This is a genomic window from Rhodococcus sp. 15-649-2-2, assembly GCF_002258645.1.
In the GTDB taxonomy this organism is placed as follows: Bacteria; Actinomycetota; Actinomycetes; order Mycobacteriales; family Mycobacteriaceae; genus Rhodococcoides.
This window is the reverse complement of the sequence record NZ_NPFM01000021.1, coordinates 22,938-40,731: the sequence shown is the minus strand read 5'-3', so window position 1 is coordinate 40,731 and position 17,794 is coordinate 22,938. Positions and strand designations below refer to the sequence as shown.

16 protein-coding genes and 1 tRNA gene are annotated in these 17,794 nt (G+C 64.0%); 3 read left to right on the top strand and 14 right to left on the bottom strand.

Annotation, left to right across the window (positions count from 1 at the left end; genetic code table 11):
* Positions 1 to 112: 112 nt before the first annotated feature.
* The 4 genes from CH305_RS12065 to CH305_RS12050 all read right to left on the bottom strand — a co-directional run bounded on the left by CH305_RS12065 (position 113) and on the right by CH305_RS12050 (position 2,921).
* On the bottom strand, positions 113 to 571 hold the full coding sequence (locus CH305_RS12065; protein ID WP_032404610.1) for a hypothetical protein: 459 nt from the start codon (positions 569 to 571) through the stop codon (positions 113 to 115).
* A gap of 78 nt (positions 572 to 649) precedes the next feature.
* A complete protein-coding gene (locus CH305_RS12060) occupies positions 650 to 1,873 on the bottom strand; it encodes an AGE family epimerase/isomerase (protein ID WP_094703828.1) in 1,224 nt (407 codons plus the stop codon).
* A 39-nt stretch (positions 1,874 to 1,912) separates the two neighbouring features.
* Positions 1,913 to 2,470: a dihydrofolate reductase family protein gene (locus CH305_RS12055; protein ID WP_032404608.1), complete on the bottom strand. Its 558-nt coding sequence runs from the start codon at positions 2,468 to 2,470 to the stop codon at positions 1,913 to 1,915.
* Between the two features lie 70 nt (positions 2,471 to 2,540).
* Entirely contained in the window at positions 2,541 to 2,921 is a 381-nt protein-coding gene (locus CH305_RS12050; RefSeq protein ID WP_371828283.1) for a RidA family protein, read from the bottom strand.
* A 109-nt stretch (positions 2,922 to 3,030) separates the two neighbouring features.
* Between CH305_RS12050 and CH305_RS12045 the strand changes: the two genes are divergently transcribed.
* Positions 3,031 to 3,399 (top strand): helix-turn-helix domain-containing protein, encoded by a 369-nt coding sequence (locus CH305_RS12045; RefSeq protein WP_032404607.1) that lies wholly within the window; start codon positions 3,031 to 3,033, stop codon positions 3,397 to 3,399.
* Here CH305_RS12045 and CH305_RS12040 read toward each other — a convergent pair.
* The 4 genes from CH305_RS12040 to CH305_RS12025 all read right to left on the bottom strand — a co-directional run bounded on the left by CH305_RS12040 (position 3,394) and on the right by CH305_RS12025 (position 8,784).
* On the bottom strand, positions 3,394 to 4,299 hold the full coding sequence (locus CH305_RS12040; RefSeq protein ID WP_094703827.1) for an alpha/beta fold hydrolase: 906 nt from the start codon (positions 4,297 to 4,299) through the stop codon (positions 3,394 to 3,396). The genes CH305_RS12045 and CH305_RS12040 overlap by 6 nt on opposite strands.
* Positions 4,296 to 4,991 (bottom strand): TetR/AcrR family transcriptional regulator, encoded by a 696-nt coding sequence (locus CH305_RS12035; protein WP_256983706.1) that lies wholly within the window; start codon positions 4,989 to 4,991, stop codon positions 4,296 to 4,298. The genes CH305_RS12040 and CH305_RS12035 overlap by 4 nt, the downstream gene beginning before the upstream one ends.
* A gap of 112 nt (positions 4,992 to 5,103) precedes the next feature.
* Positions 5,104 to 6,195, bottom strand: a complete 1,092-nt coding sequence (locus tag CH305_RS12030; RefSeq protein ID WP_094703825.1) for a spore photoproduct lyase family protein — start codon at positions 6,193 to 6,195, stop codon at positions 5,104 to 5,106.
* 63 nt (positions 6,196 to 6,258) lie between these two features.
* The gene (locus CH305_RS12025) at positions 6,259 to 8,784 is read right to left on the bottom strand and encodes a bifunctional diguanylate cyclase/phosphodiesterase (RefSeq protein WP_179278271.1); all 2,526 of its coding nucleotides are present in this window, start codon (positions 8,782 to 8,784) and stop codon (positions 6,259 to 6,261) included.
* A gap of 346 nt (positions 8,785 to 9,130) precedes the next feature.
* Between CH305_RS12025 and CH305_RS12020 the strand changes: the two genes are divergently transcribed.
* On the top strand, positions 9,131 to 10,228 hold the full coding sequence (locus CH305_RS12020) for a DNA alkylation repair protein (RefSeq protein WP_094703823.1): 1,098 nt from the start codon (positions 9,131 to 9,133) through the stop codon (positions 10,226 to 10,228).
* A 54-nt stretch (positions 10,229 to 10,282) separates the two neighbouring features.
* On the opposite strand, the gene CH305_RS12015 is transcribed toward CH305_RS12020, so the two are convergent.
* From CH305_RS12015 to CH305_RS12005, 3 genes are all read right to left on the bottom strand, one after another.
* Positions 10,283 to 11,329 carry a zinc-binding dehydrogenase gene (locus tag CH305_RS12015; protein ID WP_256983705.1) on the bottom strand — a complete coding sequence of 349 codons (1,047 nt, stop codon included), beginning with the start codon at positions 11,327 to 11,329 and terminating at the stop codon, positions 10,283 to 10,285.
* A gap of 102 nt (positions 11,330 to 11,431) precedes the next feature.
* Positions 11,432 to 11,507 (bottom strand) — tRNA-Thr (locus CH305_RS12010).
* 67 nt (positions 11,508 to 11,574) lie between these two features.
* Positions 11,575 to 12,270, bottom strand: coding sequence for an SDR family oxidoreductase (locus CH305_RS12005; RefSeq protein WP_094703979.1), 696 nt, complete (start codon positions 12,268 to 12,270; stop codon positions 11,575 to 11,577).
* 87 nt (positions 12,271 to 12,357) lie between these two features.
* On the opposite strand from CH305_RS12005, the gene CH305_RS12000 reads away from it, so the two are divergent.
* On the top strand, positions 12,358 to 12,876 hold the full coding sequence (locus CH305_RS12000) for a CGNR zinc finger domain-containing protein (RefSeq protein ID WP_094703822.1): 519 nt from the start codon (positions 12,358 to 12,360) through the stop codon (positions 12,874 to 12,876).
* On the opposite strand, the gene CH305_RS11995 is transcribed toward CH305_RS12000, so the two are convergent.
* The 3 genes from CH305_RS11995 to topA are packed head-to-tail and all read right to left on the bottom strand — an operon-like array spanning position 12,873 to position 17,768.
* Positions 12,873 to 14,060, bottom strand: coding sequence for a DNA polymerase III subunit delta' (locus CH305_RS11995; protein ID WP_094703821.1), 1,188 nt, complete (start codon positions 14,058 to 14,060; stop codon positions 12,873 to 12,875). The two genes, CH305_RS12000 and CH305_RS11995, sit on opposite strands and share 4 nt — an antisense overlap.
* Positions 14,061 to 14,087: 27 nt before the next feature.
* A complete protein-coding gene (locus tag CH305_RS11990; RefSeq protein ID WP_094703820.1) occupies positions 14,088 to 14,756 on the bottom strand; it encodes a DUF3558 family protein in 669 nt (222 codons plus the stop codon).
* 18 nt (positions 14,757 to 14,774) lie between these two features.
* On the bottom strand, positions 14,775 to 17,768 hold the full coding sequence (topA, locus tag CH305_RS11985; RefSeq protein WP_094703819.1) for a type I DNA topoisomerase: 2,994 nt from the start codon (positions 17,766 to 17,768) through the stop codon (positions 14,775 to 14,777).
* Positions 17,769 to 17,794 lie beyond the last annotated feature (26 nt).

Below are 17,794 nucleotides of genomic sequence, written 5' to 3'. Positions count from 1 at the left end.
GGGATGATCTCGCCAGGGTATAGAGCGCACACAACAACATCTGAACACCGGACGTCCAGCTGATGCATTCTCGGTCGAGACGTGCCGACGGTGCACTTCTGGACAGCGCGTTCTAACTGCGCGTCGACTGGAGCTTCCGCGCTGATCTGGCGATCACGAATCCTCCGATGCCGACTACACCGAACCAGAGGTCGGCGATGATCCCGACTGTCTGCACCTGATCACCTCGTGCGAGCGTGAAGACATCGAGCATCAGCGCGGGGACACCGCGAGCCAAAGCCAAGCACGATCCGACCGACATCGCCCACGTCACTCGCCGATGCCACACGGTCGATTCGATGCCGGTTCCGAACCAGGCGAACAGCCCCGCTCCAATGGCGATGATCGCGGTCGCGACGAGGTCGTAGGCGAGGAACACCGGCCGTTCACCGATGGGCGCGATCTCCGCTGGAACACCACCGCGCCAACCGGCAGCCCACGCTACGTGCACAGCGGCAAAGACTGCGCTCGACAGTGCGAGAAAGTACGCGACGGTGCGATGCGCGGTACGTGGACGCAGTATTCGAGCCATGCCTCCATAATGGTCCGACACGACGGTGACGCATATCCGGGAACACCCTGATCTGACGCGAGCGCGTGCGGCGAGAGGCTATCCGAATGAGGCCAGAAGACTCGAGCGAAGCTCGTATCGACTGATCCACGTCGCTTGGACGGCGTGATAAAGATCGGGTTTGCCGCTCCACACCGTCGCCGCTGGAACATTGTCGGAATCGAGTTCGTGATGCCAGGAGCCGCCGACGTGGTCGATGAAGGAGTCGGCCGCAACGTCCCACCATTCGCGATAGTCGTTGTGGTACCGATCTTCTCCGGTGTGACGACCCAGCGTCGCGGCGGCGGCGATCGCCTCGCACAGCACCCAGTGCAGTCGCTCGGTCACCACAGGGCGTCCGGACCAGTCGGTGGTGTACACGAACCCCGGGGTCGGGCCCGGCTGCCAGCCATCCTGCGCCGCTCGGTGATACAGAGACTTCGCCGACTCGACGTAGTCGTGGCCGTGGACGCTGGTCGCAACCATGCTGGCCTGCACCAGAAGTCGTGCCCACTCGAATCCGTGACCCACCGTCGCCCCGTACGGCTTGAACTGGTTGGCGGTGTCGTCCGAATTGAACTCGAGCTGCGGAATCCATTCTGCAGTGAAGTGTTCCGGAATGCGCCAGTCGTTGGCCGCAGCCCACGTGCACACGTTGTCGCAGATGCATACTGCACGTTCACGCCAGATCGTGGGCGCACCCGCATCGACGGCAGCCAACAGCGCTTCGACCATGTGCATGTTGGCGTTGATTCCGCGGTAGTCGTCGAGTTCGGTCCAGTCGGCAGTCCATGTGTCCGCACACATTCCGTAGTTCTCGTCCCAAAAACGTGCGGCCACGATGTCGAGGGCTTCGCCGAGAAGACCCCGACCATCAGGGTGCCCCGCGGCGGCGGCAGCCGAAGCGGCCAGTACCACGAATGCATGCGTGTACGCGTTCTTGACAGCATCGGGCGAGGTCGCGTCGGCGCTGGACTCGAACCAGCCGCCGTTCGTGCTGTCCCGCAACGTCGTCAGTAGGCCGTCGAACACTCGATCGGCTTTCCTGCGAGACCCGGGATACCCCTGGACCGACGCCAGGAAGTGCACGTGCGCCATCCGTGCGGTGATGTACGTCAGCGCCGGGTGATCGAGATCGGGGTTCCCGCGGTCGTCCAACCACGCCGCGCCACCGGCCGGGTGGTCGAGTGAGGTTCCGAAATCGAGAAGACGAGACGATTCGGTGTCGAGCCACAACTGATGCGAGGGAAGGGTCCACCAATTGCGACGATGTCCGGAGCTCATGTGTTCATTGTGCGCTGTGCTCGATGGACTGGGCCGAAGTCAGCGAGAGACGCTGTAGCGCATGTAGACCCACCCGGAGGCCGCGAACACTCGGTGCTCTTCCAGAGCCAGGTCGAGGTGCTGCCCGACCGGAAAGTAGGGCTTCCCGCCGCCGAGGATGGTCGGCAGGAGGATGACCTCGAATTGATCGATCTCGTCGACCAGCGACTTCGCCAGTGCGGCACCGGCGACGGCTATGGTGCCCTCGGTCTCTCGTTTGATCCGCTGCACCTCGGCGACTGCATCGGCACTGCGCACCAACCGACACCCGCCGGCAACGGAGTCGAGGGTGTCGGAGAAGACCGTGCGCGGTGTGTCTACGTACAGCCGTGCGAACTCCGCCTCGATATCCTCGCCGTCGGCGCGTTCCGGGGCCGTCCAGAAGTCCTCCATGGCCTCGTACATTCGACGGCCGAACAGGAAGGCCGCGGTCTCCTCCGTCTGACGATTGAAGAATCGATGCGTCTCCGCGTCGGGCATGGCGTAATCGAGACTGCCTGCGGAGTCCTCGACGTAGCCATCGAGGGAAACGATCATGTTGTACGTCAGAATGGCCATGTCACTCCTGAGGTCGGGTCGGTTTGTCAGTATCGACCTACGCGCCGACGAGAAGTCACCGGTCGGCGGGTCAGTCCAGAATGGCCGTCGCCTCGACCTCGACGAGTACGTCGGGCTCGAACAAATAGTCCACTCCGATCAGCGATGCCGGGGGCATCGGAGTCGGCAGTCCGATCTCGTCGGCGACGCGCGTGACGCCGTCCATGAACTCACCGATCAGCTCGGGAGCCCAATGCGTGACGTAGAACGTCAACCGCAGAACGTCCCCGAATGTAGCTCCGGCACCGGTCAATCCGATCGCGGTATTGCGGAGCGCCTGCGCGACCTGCCCGGCCAGGTCGTTCTCGGCGACCGCCGACCCGTCACCGTTCCGCGCAATCTGGCCGCTGACGTGGATATGTCGAGAACCCTGACCCACCGCCACGTGGTGATACGGGGTGGGTTGCATCATGCCGGACGGGGTGAATCGGGTGACGCTCAAGGTGATCCCTTCGTCGTAGAAATTCAGGTATAACGTTGATACCTGGTACACAAAGGACACTTCAAGGGAACCTGGTTTCATGACCGATACCGCCGACGGCAACGCAGAACTGACGATCACCGCCCCGCATCGTGAACTGCTGGATCAGGTGCTCGACAAATGGTCGCTGCAAGTGCTGAACGAATTGTGCGAGCGCCCCTGCCGATTCAACGATCTCCGCCGCGCGATTCCTGAGGTGACTCAGAAGTCCCTCACCGCAACTCTGAGGAAGCTCGAACGCAACGGGATCATAGAACGCACGGTTCTGAGCACCCGCCCGGTGGCGGTGGAATATCGAATCACTCGACTGGGCAAAACACTTCGGGCTCCCGTCGACGTCCTGCTGGCGTGGGCAACCGCGCATATGGACGACATCGAGCGAGCGCGAGACCGATTCGATGCCCTATGACGGCACCGATGACACCTCGGCGCGCTCGGACAAACGGGTGATGAAGCGCGCGATCTCTGTCGGCTTCTCCTCCGCCATGAAGTGGCCTGCGTCGATGGCCTCGTACGTCAGATCAGGTGCCCAGGCACCCCAGAGCGCGGCCGCGTCGAAGCCCAGTTGCGAACCCCAGTCCTGAGATATCACCCCTACGGGCATGGCGAGACGCCTGCCGTCGATGCGGTCCTGTAGATCCATCTCGAGGTCGATGCCGGCAGTCGCTCGGTAGTCGGCAACGATGGAGTCGACTGCGGCGACCGAGCTGTCGATGTAATGCTGACGGACTTCGTCCGAGAACGTCGAGCCGTCGGGGTCCCACGCGTCGAGAAAAGAACCGAAGAATTCGGCAGCCACTGCCCGAATCATTCGCTCCGGCAAACCCGCAGGCTGCGCCATCAAGTACAGGTGCCAGGCCACCTTCGCGTCGATTCCCCGCAGAACTTCCCACGTATCCGCCGTCGGCAACACATCCAGAATCCCCAGGTACTGCACCGTCGACGGGTGATCGAGTGCCGCACGAACGCCGACGAGCGCGCCGCGATCGTGTCCTACCAACCCGAACTGCTCGAACCCGAGTGACTGCGTCACCCGCACGACGTCCCCCGCCATGGTGCGCTTCGAATAGGTCGCTGCATCGCGCTCGGCCGGCTTCGAGCTGGCCCCGTAGCCCCGGAGATCGGGCACGATGACGGTGAAGCGGGACGCGAGTTCACGCGCGACATCTCGCCACATGTAGTGGGTCTGAGGAAAGCCATGCAGCAGAACCAAAGCGGGACCACTGCCTGCTACGGCGACGCTCGATTCGATCTCTTCCTCGACCGGAATCACCGTGTAGTCGAAATCGTCGATCTTCATGTCGTTCATCGTTTCTCCTCGTTCGTTCTGTGATCGGGGTGGCCGGAGAAGATCCCGGGTGGAAGCCGGCGGGTCGTGAGTGCCGAGGCCTTCAAGGCGGGGATGACAACTGAATCGATCAGTGATTCGAGGTAGCTGTCATCGATCGAGAGCCCATTGAGGCGCCGAAGCAGAACCACCGAGCCGACCACTTCCTCGAATGGAAACGGGTCTGCCCCCTCGGGTAGCTCACCGCGACGTATCGCAGCATCGAGTACCGAATTCGGGAGCCGCGAACCGGTTGGGCCGGTCGCTCGCTCGATCTCCTCGCACAGGTCAGGGTCCTCGAGCCCGGCTTGGAGGAGTAGTAACGGCATCGAACTGTCGGCGGCGGTCATGCTGTGCCGCAGGCGTGCACACAGCGCCAGGAGGTCACCGCGCAAGGTTCCTGTGTCGATCTCGTCCGAGTCGACGCGCTGCGCCGGACCGGCTTTGACAGCTGCGATAACCATGTCGCGCTTGGTCTTCCAGCGTCGATACAGAGTTGCTTTCGACGCTCCGGCTCGACGTGCGACCCCCTCGAATGTCACGGCGTCGTAGCCGACTTCACCCAACAGGCCGATGACGGCGTTCAGGATTTCTGCTTCCCGCTCCGCGTCCCGCGGACGCCCGACAGACGTGGGCGGCTGCTCAGGTTCGTCGTTCCCATTACGATACGGCACGTTTCGTACCATAACACGCCGCCAACGGAGTCTCGACCTGGGACGCTCTCCTATCCAAGGCGACCTCCGGAAAGATGAAGCAGCGCAGCGCCTTACAAGCGCGGCCGGTACTTCAGGTCCAGTAGAGCAGCTGTGCTTCGGGCAGGACGCCGCGAAGTTCGTCGGTGAACCAGCTGCGCATCTCGGCCATCGTGTCCTTGGGGTAGACGTACTTCACTCCGCCGAACTTGTTTCTCTTCGCGGTGCGCGCATTTTCGTCCATCTCCAGTTTCGTTCCCGGATACCAGCCCAGCAGCACGTCTTTGCTCGACGGCGTGAACCGGTGAGTGATGATTTCGGCGGTCAGATCGAGATCGGGGACATCACGCAACGCGTCGGCGACATCGGTGAGCAATCGCCCGTACTGCTCTCGCCACTCCGGGATGGGCATGATCGGGGCAATGGTGAGCCCGACTCGGTAACCGGCCAACGCCAGCTGCCGCAGTGCCTCGATCCGAGCCGGCATGCGGGCGGTTCCACCCTCGAATCGGTGTGCGATGTCATCTGCGTTGACCGACAACCGAACTCGGGTGCGGCGACCATGGTCCAGCGTCACCAGCTCGTTGACGTCGTCGAATTTCGTGGTGAAACGCAGCGAAACGTCGTCGCCGTACACACCCGCGCCCACTCTGCGAACGGCCTCCGCAAGGGACCCCGTCACGTGTTCGATCCCCAATGGGTCGGTGTAGCAAGACAACTCGAAGGTAGTGCCCTCGTGGCCCCGCTCCTCGGTGCCGGAGGTGATGGAACCACGGCCCGCATGAGTGCCGATACCGGCCAGGACGTCGTCGAGGTTGGCGAACACTCTGGTGATCGGTGGCCCCGACAACGAGCCCGCGAGATAGCAGTACTGGCAGTGCGCCGGGCACCCCTTCGCAAGGTCGATGCGCCAGTCCGCACTGGGCGGAATGGGTTGGGGTTTCGACACACTCGGCGGTGCCACCACCACGGCCATCGTCGTCTTGGCTCGCGCGTAGGTCTCTCGCTCGGACTCACCGCGCAAACCGGTCAAGCGATCACCTGGGAGGATGTCGATGTCAACGACCCCGGCCGCCTCGCAACGGCGAAGAATTTCTGCGGTGTGCGGTAATTCGGACGCGGATTTGGTGACCAGGACACGAGAGGGCGTCCAGAGTCGGGTGGGGCCAACCAGAAGATCATCCATTACTTCTCTTCAACGCACCGGCGAGCGCAATGCTTCCCGGTTGCCGCAGCTCGGGCGAGAAATTCAGGAACCCCACGTGTCAGCGGGGACCTTCGCAGGCCGGCCCAACAGATAGCCCTGTCCCTGAACCGAACTCGGCAGTGCGTCGAGTTGGTCGAGAGTCTCGATGCCTTCGACCACACAACCCAGATTCAGATCGCGGGCGAGGTTGATGATCGCCCGAACGATGCTGCTGCTCGTCGAATCGCTGGTCATGGTGGCCGTGAACGAACGATCGATCTTCACCGCGCTGACCGGGAGAGTGGCGAGGTACCGCAGGCTCGCAAACCCGGTGCCGAAGTCGTCGATGGCAATTCCAACGCCCAGTGCGCGCAGTTCGCCCAGCTGACGCAGCATCGAGGAACCCGATTCGAGAAGCACCGACTCGGTCAGCTCCAGGACGAGATCCACCGGTGCCATGTCGTGCCGAGCGAGGGCAGCACCCACCGCCGCTGACATGTCGACGTGCTGAGCCTGCCGGGCACTGAAGTTCACCGCGATAGTGACGGGGGCGTTCGACACGGAGGTGGGCGGGTTCGCGAACCGCCACTGCGCGAGAGTTCTGAGCGCATCGTCGAGCACCCGCTCGCCCAGCTCCGAAATGAGCCCCGTGTCCTCCGCAACCGGGATGAATCTGTCGGGCGTGATCTCTGCGCCGCTGTCGTCACGCAAGCGGGCCAGAGCCTCGAAACTCGCGAGTTGCCGGCTCTCGAGATCGTAGACGGGCTGATACGCCACGCTCAGCGTCGCGGCACCACGTCGTCCGGAATCGAGCGCACTCCGCAGAGTCTGCTCGACGTAGGCACGCTCGAGTGCGTTCGCGCGCAACGCGTCGTCGAACAGTTCGATCCTGTCCTTGCCGAGCTGCTTGGCCCGGTACATCGCGGAGTCCGCGTCCCGCAGCACTTCCTGCGCACTGGCACCCTTGCGAACCAGCACCATCCCGACACTGGCCGACACCACGTACTGGCGACCGCGGTGAACGATCGGTGCCGCGAGCACCGTCCGGATTCGCTCGGCGACGCGCTCGGCCAATCCACCGCCCACTCGCTTGTCGAATCCGCTTTCGGCGGGCAGCGCTTCGATGACGAGAACGAACTCGTCACCGCCCACTCGGGCGATCGAATCATCGGCTCGCAGCACCGACCGCAAACGTCGAGCAACCTCCACGAGGACCGCGTCACCGGCAGCGTGGCCGCCGGTGTCGTTGACTCGTTTGAATCCGTCCAGATCACAGAAGAGCACCGCAGCCGCAGCCCCCGTACTCGCGCCGCGCTCGATCGCCGAGCCGATTCGGTCCAGCAACATCATCCTGTTGGGGAGACCGGTCAGCGGATCTTGCAAGGCTGCCCGCTCGAGGGCGCGCTCCGCCTCCACGACGTCGGTCACCTCTCGCACCACCGAGAGCACCTCCGCCACTGCACCCGACGGCCCGTGCCGAAACGGGGTGGTGCGTCGCGAAAGCCACCGCAGGGTGCCGTCGGACGCCCGTACCCGATACCGAATGCTGACGCTTTCCCCCTCCGGCAGCGATGCCGCTTCCCGGTCCGCGGCACGAACGACATCGATATCTTCTTCCACCACCCCGTCCAGTCGATCGTCCCCGTCGGTCGCGTCGTCGGGCCTACCGAGCCCGCTCCACGACGGCCGATCGTCGTCTACCGACCCGTCCGCATTCGGCCCGTCCAGCAGCGATCGAAGACTACGAGAAGCCCACGTCACGCGGCCGGTATCGACAGCGGTCACCGTGGTGATGTCCGGTGACGCCGTCAATACTGCGTCACGGAAAGCTCGCGCCTGCTCGAGCTCGGATCTTGCCTGCCGCTCGGCGGTGACGTCCTCGGAGAGCACCATCGCACCGACGATCCGGCCCGAACCATCGCGCAAAGGTCTGGTCTTGACCTGGAAGATCGCGCCCGTTCGGTGGCCGACGGTGTCGAACGAAGACTCGTTGCCCTCCACCGCAGCTCGGTAGTGCGGTTCGAGTTGGGTGTAGACGTCCGGTGGCACCGCATCCCGCAACAGCTGGCCCTCCATCCGCTGCGGGTCGTAACCCTCCGTGACGAGTCCGCCACCTTCGACGAGGACGAACCGCAGATCACAATCCACGAGCAGCACCGACGTGTGCGGTAAGTTCGCCGCCAATTGCCGATACCGGGCCTCGCTCGCATGGTCGAACATCGCCGGCGAGCCGAGCAACGGACCGTAGAAGCGACGCATCCCCAGGTAGATCACACCGGCGAGCGCGGTCGACGCCGTCACCGCAACGTCGACGCTTCCTCCCATCGACTCGCGCATCGCGTCGAGCATGCCCGTGTCGGAGCCTGCGGCGAGATGCGAGGCATGACTGTCGAACCCCGCCAGCAAGTGCAGCGCATGAACCAGGTGATGAGCGGCGCACGTCAGAAAGATCGCTGCCGTCGCGACCGCCAACCGGTTGGTTCGGAGCTGCCCTGTTCGCAGCAGCCCCCGGACGATGAACAGCACGATCCCCAGATACGCAGCAGCGGTGATTCCGTTGAGAATCACCACCGAAAGCCACCCGCTCACAGTGAAGGCTCTCCGGAACGGTGCCGGGAACACGCACCCCGATGCAACTCGACACGGACGACGGGCACGACGCGACCCCCCAGGGTTATGGCCCATGGTGCACAGGGGCCGGTCCAGCCGGAGAACTCCAGTCGACCAGCAGCCCAGCGCATGTTGATCCGCGAAGGTTATCCCAGTCCGATTCGAAGCGCTGATGTTCGCGCGGCCCGAATTTGGGTGTCGCTTCGGTCATTTCGGACCTCAATGTGCCCGACGACGACGATCGGAGCCGATCTCGCCCCTCAGCCCAATTACCGCAAACAGCTAGCATCCCTACGATGTCACTGCTTCAGGGTAAGAACCTCTCATGCCCTTTGCCGACGAACTCATCGGACCGGACACAGCCCGCTCGCTGTTCCGCGCCATACACAGCGCTGCACCGAGCGCTGATCTGTCGTTACTCGATGCTGCGGCAGGTCTGCTGGGCCCACTCGCGCTCAGAGCGCGCGCCGATCTGCTGCGTGATGCGCTTCTGACCGGACTGCCTGACACCTACGTCCAGTTCGCCGGCACCATCCGACGGGCAGCCACGGATCCGGACTTCCAGGGTTGGTTGGTCTGGCCCGTCACGAGCGCTGTTGCGTCGAAGGCCGTCGAGGAGAAGACCTCGAGCGCCTTCGACGACGGGATGTCGTTGCTCGCCGAGCTCACCGGCCGACTCAGTTCGGAATTCGCCATCCGCACTTTCCTCCGAGCCGATCTGGATCGCTCTCTCGCCATCGCGCTCGAATGGACGCAATTTTCGGACGAGCACGTGCGCCGTCTGGCATCGGAAGGGACCCGCCCGTACCTTCCGTGGTCGGTGCGGGTCCCCGAGATCCTCGAGCGTCCGGGCGTCACGGTGCCGATTCTGGACAGGCTGTACCGAGACGACAGTGAGTACGTTCGGCGTTCGGTTGCCAACCATCTCAACGACTTCAGCCGAGATGTCCCGGACATCGTCGTCCAGGCCGCAGCGCGGTGGCTCGACGACCCGGATGCGAACACCGGCCGGCTTGTGCGACACGCGCTTCGGACAGTGATCAAGAACGGAAACACCGATGCGCTTGCTCTACTGGGGTTCGCGCCGGCCGAACTGGAAGTGACAGGCCCGGCCCTCGACGTCGCGGAGCTGCCCATCGGGGAAAGCCTGGAATTCAGCGCATCGATCCGCAACCTCGGCCTCGAACCCGCAAAGGTAGTGATCGACTACATCGTTCACCACACCAAGGCCAACGGTGGGGTGACCGGAAAGACGTTCAAACTGAAGACAACAACGATCGCGCCCGGTGAGAGCATCGACGTCCGGCGGAACCATTCATTCAGGACCTTGACCACACGCAAGTACTACCCCGGCCCGCACGCGATCGAGCTCCAGATCAACGGCGTGAGTTATGGCCGCGCGGACTTCGAGCTGGTGAGCTAGTTTCGGGCGTGCACGGCGAATACTGCATTGCCACGGTGCCGGCGCGGCTGCCGATCACGCCTGATCGAGAACCTCGGGCGGAACGAGCACGAACTTTCCGACGTGGTCCTTCTCCACGAAGCGCTGCTGCGCCGCCGCGATCTGCTCGAGCGGAAAAGAATCGGCCAGCAACGGCCGAATCTCACCGGCTTCGATGTACGACACGAGGTTCGGGAACACGTCCTCGCCCCACGCTGTACACCCGAGGAGCGTGAGATCGTTCAGATACATCGTCCGTAGATCCAACTCGACGAGGGGCCCTGCGATCGCACCCGACGACACGTAGGTTCCCCCACGAACGAGAAGATCGAGCAACCGACCGAACCCTGCGCCGGCGACATTGTCGATCACCACATCGACGCTGCGCTTGCCGAGGGTGCCTACCACGTCCACGTCGCGTCCGTAGACCTCGTCGACGCCGAGTTCGCGGAGCTGATCGTGCTTGGCAGGGCTCGCGATACCGACCACGCGCGCGCCTCGCCGAACGGCGAGTTGCACTGCGGCAGAACCTACCCCGCCCGACGCGCCGGTTATCAGCACCGTCAACCCTCGACGGACTCCCGCGCGAGCAATCATGTTCTCCGCCGTGCCGTACGCACACGGGATCGTCGCCAGCTCGGCGTCGGCCCACCCACACTCGACCGCGAAGACCTCGCTCGCCGGAACGACGACGAATTGGGCAAACGCGCCGTTCATGTCCGATCCCAACCAGCGCGTCTCGCCCGACGAGAATCCGTCGACACGCATGCACGATCGAACCAGGACACGGCGACCGAGGATGGACTCGTCGGTCTCGGCGTCCGCACATACGATCCCGCAGCAGTCCGCGCCCTGAATCAGCGGAAACGGTGTCGTGTCGTTCCACCCACCGTCTTGGTACCAGCCCATGCGCGTGTTGATTTCGGTGTTGTTCATCCCTGCCGCCAAGACTCGAACGAGCACCTCACCCGGACCCGGCACGGGTCTCGGCACCTCGGACACGATGAGCTTGTCGTATCCACCGGTGCCGGTGGTGACGACCGCTGTCATCAGCCCGGCACCGTGTACCTCGTCGGTTCGCATGAACTGATCCTGCAGGACCGACGCGGCGAACAGGTCGATCCGGCCCGAATCGAACAACAGAAAAGGCCCCCGACACGCTGGTGCATGTCGGGGGCCTGCTGGTGGAGCCGCCTAAGAGAATCGAACTCTTGACCTTTTCATTACGAGTGAAATGCTCTACCGACTGAGCTAAGGCGGCGTGCCTTTCGGCGTTGGTGAGTCTAACGGAGCATCACATCGAAACGAAAATCGCCTCCCCTCGGCGGTCAGCCTGCGAGGCCCAGGCCCTCCGCCGGTCCGCTGAGGATCGACTTGACGTGCCGGGTCAGGTCGTCGGCGAGCACTTCGGTCTCGCCCGCTTCGACGGCGTCGAGAACCTGGCGCACCACGTCAAGTGGGTCGTTCTTCGGGACGTCGAGTTCGGCGATCATGTCGGTGTCGGTGTATCCCAGATGGACTCCGACGACCAGCGTCCCCTGCGGGGCCAGCTCGAGCCGCAGCGAGTTGGTCGCCGACCAGATCGCCGCCTTGGATGCCCCGTACGCGCCCGCACCGCCCAGCCACGACAGCACCGAGTGGATGTCGATCAGTGCTCCGCCCCCGTTCACCTTCAGGATCGGCGCGAATTCCTGCGCGATCCGCAGGGCCCCGAACACGTTGGTCTCGAACACCGTGCGAACGTCGTCGATCGATGTCGCCAGCAACGGTGTTGTTCCTGGAGCGCCTGCGTTGTTGAACACGATCGACACATCGGATGCGATATCACCAAGCGCTGCAACAGAATCCGCGTCGGTGACGTCGAGTGCTACCGGGACGATACGAGGATCCGAGTCCTCGCGTGGGTTCCGTGCAGTCGCGTACACCTTCGCTGCCCCACGCTCGAGCAACGCATCGACCGTCGCCTTGCCCAGACCGCGCTGACCGCCGGTCACCAACACCGTTGCTCCCGAAATCGACACCATCGAACTCATCCTTACGACAGAGGTTAAAAGCTTTTGACTATGTCAGTCTTAGTTGACCAGTTCGACATAGTCAAATACTGTTCACTTATGTCACAGTCGCCGACAGAGCGCTTTCACCTCGCACCGGCACCCGACGGCCTGCAGGTGGTTCAGAATTTGTTGAACACGCGAGCTATCGACGTGTACGGACTTCCCGACCTCATCGCAGACGGTGAGGCAGCGTCCACAACCTGGAAAACGCCGCTGTCGGACGACGACGCGGCGGCCCTCCGAACGCTGCGAGCGAACGTCGAAGCAGCCGTCGCCGGAGAACTACCGCCGATCCCAGCGGTGAGCGTCGAATTGATACCGGGCACCGATGGCATCGTCCGACTCTCGCCCACCGGCAGCGGGGTCCAGTACATCGCGTCGGAGATCTGGTCCGAAGCGCTTCTCGCACAACAAGCAGACACGTGGCGTCGACTCAAGCGATGCAAGAACGCGTTGTGCGGATCTGCCTTCTACGACCGCTCCCGCAACAACAGTGGCGTCTGGCACGACGTCAAGACCTGCGGCAACGTTGCCAATCTCCGGGCTTCGCGGGCGCGGAAAAAAGCGAAGGACTAACGCAGCACGTCGCCCAGAGTCGCCACCATCGCATAGATCGCGAACTTCGGTTTCACGTTGACCGCCAATGACTCTCGGCATTCGAGGATCGCCTCGATGCTCTTCAGCAATGCCTCGGGCGAGACAGCTTTCGCCATCCGCTCCACTTGCTCGGCCATGTCGGGGTGCGTTGCCGTCGCGGTCGATCCGTACGAGCGGGCGAGTGCATCTCGATACAGGCCGACGAGATCCATCAATGCCCGATCCAGTGAATCGCGACCGGTTCTGGTGGCCCGAGACTTCTGCCGCTTCTCGAGGTCCTTGAGCACACCGGCAGACCCGCGCAACGCCCCCGCTGCACCCTTGCCGGTTCCGCCCGCGCCCAGAGCCGTTCGCAGTTCCTCGGTCTCGGCCTCGTCGCGGGAGGCGCTCATCTCCTTGGCCTCGTCCTCTGCGGCCTTCACCAGTTCCTCTGCCGCGAGGTAGGCCTGATTGGGCCGGGCCGCGGCCGACGCCAGAGCCAGCGCCCGTTTGCGCCGCGCGCGAGCGTCCTCGTCGGTGGCGAGCCGACGCGCTCTGCCCACATGCCCGCCGCTGATCGACGCGGCCCACTCCGCCGTCTCGGCGTCGAGCTTGTCGCGGGTCTGCAACACCTGAGCGATCGCGGGCACCGTAGGCGTCACCAACGAGACATGGCGGCATCGGGAGCGCAAGGTCACCGAGATGTCCTGCGGATCGACCGACGGCGCACACAGCAGGAACACGGTCCGCGCCGGCGGCTCCTCGACCACCTTCAGCAACACGTTTCCGGCACCCTCGGTGAGACGGTCGGCGTCCTCCACCACGACCACCTGCCACAGACCTGTGCTCGGCCGACGCGAGGCGATGGACACGATGTCGCGCATCTCCTTGGTGCTGATGCTCAGGCCCTCGGGTACGACGCGTCGCACATCGCCGTGGGTACCGGCCATCGTCGTCGAACACGCCTGACAGTGACCGCACCCGGGAACACCCTCGGTGGTGCACTGCAGGGCCGCAGCGAAGCACAGAGCAGCTACGGAGCGCCCCGATCCGGGAGGGCCGGTGAAGAGCCACGAATGCGTCATCGCCGAGGAGTCGACACCTGTACGAGCAGCCACCGCGGCAGCCGTCAGATCGGCCTCGACATCTTCCTGACCGACCAACCGATCGAACACACCCGCCATGACGCCAACCCTAATGGTTGGGACCGACTACTTCGGCGCGGGCAGGTACGGCTCGAGCGATCGCAGGATGCCCTCGGTCGTCGCGCATGCATCGATCGGTTCCGTGGGCTCGAAGTCGATCTCGAACACATTCAAGCTCACGTTTCCCCCGGACGTCGTGGTCTGTGCATTGCACGACTGACTCTTCCCGTCGTCGTCGAGGGTCGAACCGATTCGAAACACGTCGAAGGTGAAGGCACCCACCTTCTCCGACCGCACGTCCTCCACATCCGGAGTCGACTTCGGATCGGAGAAGATCAGGAACTCGGTAACGGACACGGTCACCGACAGCGAGTAGTCCGAACTCGTCCACACACAGACGCCGGATGTATCGGGTATCCCTGGAGTGAGCGAGTCCTTCAACTCGAGCGCGCCCTTCGGATCCAAGCTCGCGAGCGGCAACGAACACGGATCGAACAGCTCACCTGCCGGCACGTCCGGCCTGGACACCGACGGAGTCACCGAACCCTGCTCGGCTAGCGTCGCTCGGCCCTGGACCACCTGAGAGCAGCCCGTCGACGTTGCAACGACGCATCCGAGGGTTACGAGGCCGATCAATCCGCGCTTCACGACGGTTCGACGCATCCCGTCGACCGAATGTTCCCGTCGATCGCCGAACTCGAAGCTACGGCGGCTTTCGGCTGTCTTTCCGTCCACAACTTCGAGTTCGTGAGGCTATTCGCTCTCGGTCTTCTTCGCAGGAGCCTTCTTGACCGGGGCCTTCTTCGCGGCAGTGGTCTTGGTGGCGGTCTTCTTGGCAGCAGCTTTTTTGGCCGGAGCCTTCTTCGCCGCAGTCTTCTTTGCCGGGGCTTTCTTGGCGGCCGCCTTCTTGGCCGGTGCCTTCTTCTTCACGGGGCCGCGAGCACGCCTGTCCGCCAACAACTCCGACGCGCGATCGTCGGTGATCGACTCGACCTCGTCGTCCTTGCGCAGGCTCGCGTTGGTCTCGCCGTCGGTGACGTACGGACCGAATCGGCCGTCCTTGATCACCATCGGCTTCTCACTGATCGGGTCGACGCCCAGCTCGCGCAGCGGCGGCTTGGCCTCCCCCTGACGTCCGCGACGCTTGGGCTCGGCGTAGATCTTCAGAGCCTCTTCGAGACTGACCGTGAACATCTGATCCTCGTCCGCGAGCGAGCGAGAGTCGGTGCCCTTCTTCAGATACGGGCCGTAGCGGCCGTTCTGCGCGGTGATCTCTTCCTTGGACTCGGGATCGACGCCGACGATGCGCGGCAACGACAGCAGCTTGAGGGCATCCTCGAGCGTGATCGTCGCCAGATCCATCGACTTGAGCAACGAGCCGGTCCGCGGCTTGGGGCCGGTGGCCTTCTTCGCGGCGGCCTTCTTGGCCGGTGTCTTCTTGGCTGCAGCCTTCTTCACCGCAGTCTTTACGCCACCGCCACCATCACCGTCGTTACCGGTCGGGATCGGCACGATATCGGGCTGAGGCGGCGTCGGCTCGGGTTCCGGCTCGGGCAGGATCTCGGTGACGTACGGCCCGAAACGGCCTTCCTTCGCGACGATGTCGTGGCCGGTCAACGGATCGACACCGAGCTTGCGGCCCTCTTGTGGTGTGGCGAAGAGCTTTTCGGCGAAGTCGAGGGTCAACTCGTCCGGCGGCAGATCGTCGGGCAGGTTGGCGCGCTGGCTGATCGGGTCGCCGTCGGGATCGTCGTCGTTTTTGACCATCCGCTCCAGGTACGGACCGTAACGGCCAACGCGCACATGGATTTCGCGTCCCTCGGAGTCGTCGAACAGACGGATCGAGTTGATGGTGCGCGCGTCGATCTCCTCGAGATTCTGGCCCACCATCTTCTTCAGGCCACCGGAGCGCGCCACCGAACCCTCGGCTCCGGTCTCGCCGCCGAAGTAGAAATTCTGCAGCCAATCGCCGCGTCGCTCACGGCCTCCCGCGATCGCGTCGAGATCGTCTTCCATGCCGGCGGTGAAATCGAAGTCCACCAGACGCCCGAAGTGCGCTTCCAGCAAAGCAATCACCGAGAATGCCACCCACGACGGCACCAGAGCACTGCCACGCTTGTAGACGTAGCCGCGGTCGAGAATGGTCTTGATGATCGACGAATACGTCGACGGCCGACCGATTCCCAGCTCTTCGAGCGTCTTGATGAGCGACGCCTCGGTGAATCGAGCCGGCGGATTGGTGGTGTGACCGTCGGGATCGAGCTTGGTGGCCGTCACTGCCTGGCCGGCCTTCAGCGCGGGCAGACGCGACTCGGCGTCGTCGGTCTGACCGCCCGCCTCGTCGTCGACGCTCTCGACGTAGGCCTTGAGGAAGCCTGCGAACGTGATGGTGCGACCCGATGCGGAGAACGTGCACTCCTCGCCTGTGCCTGCGGTTCCGGTGATGCGCAGCGTCAGTGTGGTGCCGCGCAGATCCGCCATCTGCGACGCCACCGTGCGCTGCCAGATCAGCTCGTACAGCCGGAACTCGTCGGTCTGCAGCGCCGAGTGCAGCTGACCGGGAGTCTGGAACACGTCACCCGCGGGGCGGATGGCCTCGTGCGCCTCCTGCGCGTTCTTGACCTTGCGGGTGTACTGCCGCGGAGTCGGATGCACGTACTCGGGGCCGTAGAGCTCGGTCGCCTGCGCCCGTGCCGCGGAGACCGCCGACGCGGACAGCGACGTCGAGTCGGTACGCATGTAGGTGATGTAGCCGTTCTCGTACAGACGCTGCGCCACACGCATGGTGCGCTCGGAGCTGAAGCGCAGCTTGCGGCCGGCCTCCTGCTGCAGCGTCGACGTCATGAACGGCGGGTACGGCTTACGGGTGTACGGCTTGTCCTCCGCCGACGCGACCGTCAGATCGACGCCTTCGAGAGCCTCGGCGAGGCGTCGGGCACGCGGTTCGTCCAGCACGGTCACGGACTCGGTCTTGAGCTTGCCGTCAGCACCGAAATCGCGGCCGGCGGCGACGCGATTGCCGTCGACGTTGACCAGCCGGGCTCCGAAACTGCGCGGGCTCGCCTCGGCACCGGCGTCGAGCGTGGCGGAGATGTCCCAGTACTCGGCGCTGCGGAATGCCATCCGCTCGCGCTCACGCTGGACGATGATGCGGGTGGCGACGGACTGCACTCGGCCCGCCGACAGCTTCGGCATGACCTTCTTCCACAGCACCGGGCTCACTTCGTAGCCGTAGAGACGGTCGAGGATACGACGGGTCTCCTGGGCGTCGACCAGGTCTTGGTCGAGGTCGCGAGTGTCGGCGGCGGCCGCGAGGATCGCCGGCTTGGTGATCTCGTGGAAGACCATGCGTCGAACAGGGACTTTGGGGTTCAGGGTCTCGAGGAGATGCCAGGCGATGGCCTCACCCTCGCGGTCGGGGTCAGTGGCGAGATACAGCTCGTCGGCGTCTTTGAGCAGGCTTTTCAGCTCTGCGACCTTGCCCTTCTTCTCGGGCGAGACGACGTAGAGGGCCTCGAAATCGTGGTCGACGTCCACACCGAGACGCGCCCAGGGCTCGCCCTTGTACTTGGCGGGGACGTCCGCGGCACCGCGGGGAAGGTCGCGAATATGGCCGACGGAGGCTTCGACGACGTAGTTGCTCCCGAGGTACGGGGCGATCTTCTTTGCCTTGGTCGGAGACTCGACGATGACCAGACGACGCGGCTCGGCGGAGCTGTCCCCCGTGCCGTTCTTACGTGCTGCCACCTTGCTGCCGAACCTTCCCTAGTGCG

Excerpts from the sequence above, each read along its gene's own strand:
- CH305_RS12065 (WP_032404610.1), bottom strand. The coding sequence starts at position 571 with ATGGCTCGAATACTGCGTCCACGTACCGCGCATCGCACCGTCGCGTAC.
- CH305_RS12060 (WP_094703828.1), bottom strand. The coding sequence starts at position 1,873 with ATGAGCTCCGGACATCGTCGCAATTGGTGGACCCTTCCCTCGCATCAG.
- CH305_RS12055 (WP_032404608.1), bottom strand. The coding sequence starts at position 2,470 with ATGGCCATTCTGACGTACAACATGATCGTTTCCCTCGATGGCTACGTC.
- CH305_RS12050 (WP_371828283.1), bottom strand. The coding sequence starts at position 2,921 with ATGATGCAACCCACCCCGTATCACCACGTGGCGGTGGGTCAGGGTTCT.
- CH305_RS12045 (WP_032404607.1), top strand. The coding sequence starts at position 3,031 with ATGACCGATACCGCCGACGGCAACGCAGAACTGACGATCACCGCCCCG.
- CH305_RS12040 (WP_094703827.1), bottom strand. The coding sequence starts at position 4,299 with ATGAACGACATGAAGATCGACGATTTCGACTACACGGTGATTCCGGTC.
- CH305_RS12030 (WP_094703825.1), bottom strand. The coding sequence starts at position 6,195 with ATGGATGATCTTCTGGTTGGCCCCACCCGACTCTGGACGCCCTCTCGT.
- CH305_RS12020 (WP_094703823.1), top strand. The coding sequence starts at position 9,131 with ATGCCCTTTGCCGACGAACTCATCGGACCGGACACAGCCCGCTCGCTG.
- CH305_RS12015 (WP_256983705.1), bottom strand. The coding sequence starts at position 11,329 with ATGCGAACCGACGAGGTACACGGTGCCGGGCTGATGACAGCGGTCGTC.
- CH305_RS12005 (WP_094703979.1), bottom strand. The coding sequence starts at position 12,270 with ATGGTGTCGATTTCGGGAGCAACGGTGTTGGTGACCGGCGGTCAGCGC.
- CH305_RS12000 (WP_094703822.1), top strand. The coding sequence starts at position 12,358 with ATGTCACAGTCGCCGACAGAGCGCTTTCACCTCGCACCGGCACCCGAC.
- CH305_RS11995 (WP_094703821.1), bottom strand. The coding sequence starts at position 14,060 with ATGGCGGGTGTGTTCGATCGGTTGGTCGGTCAGGAAGATGTCGAGGCC.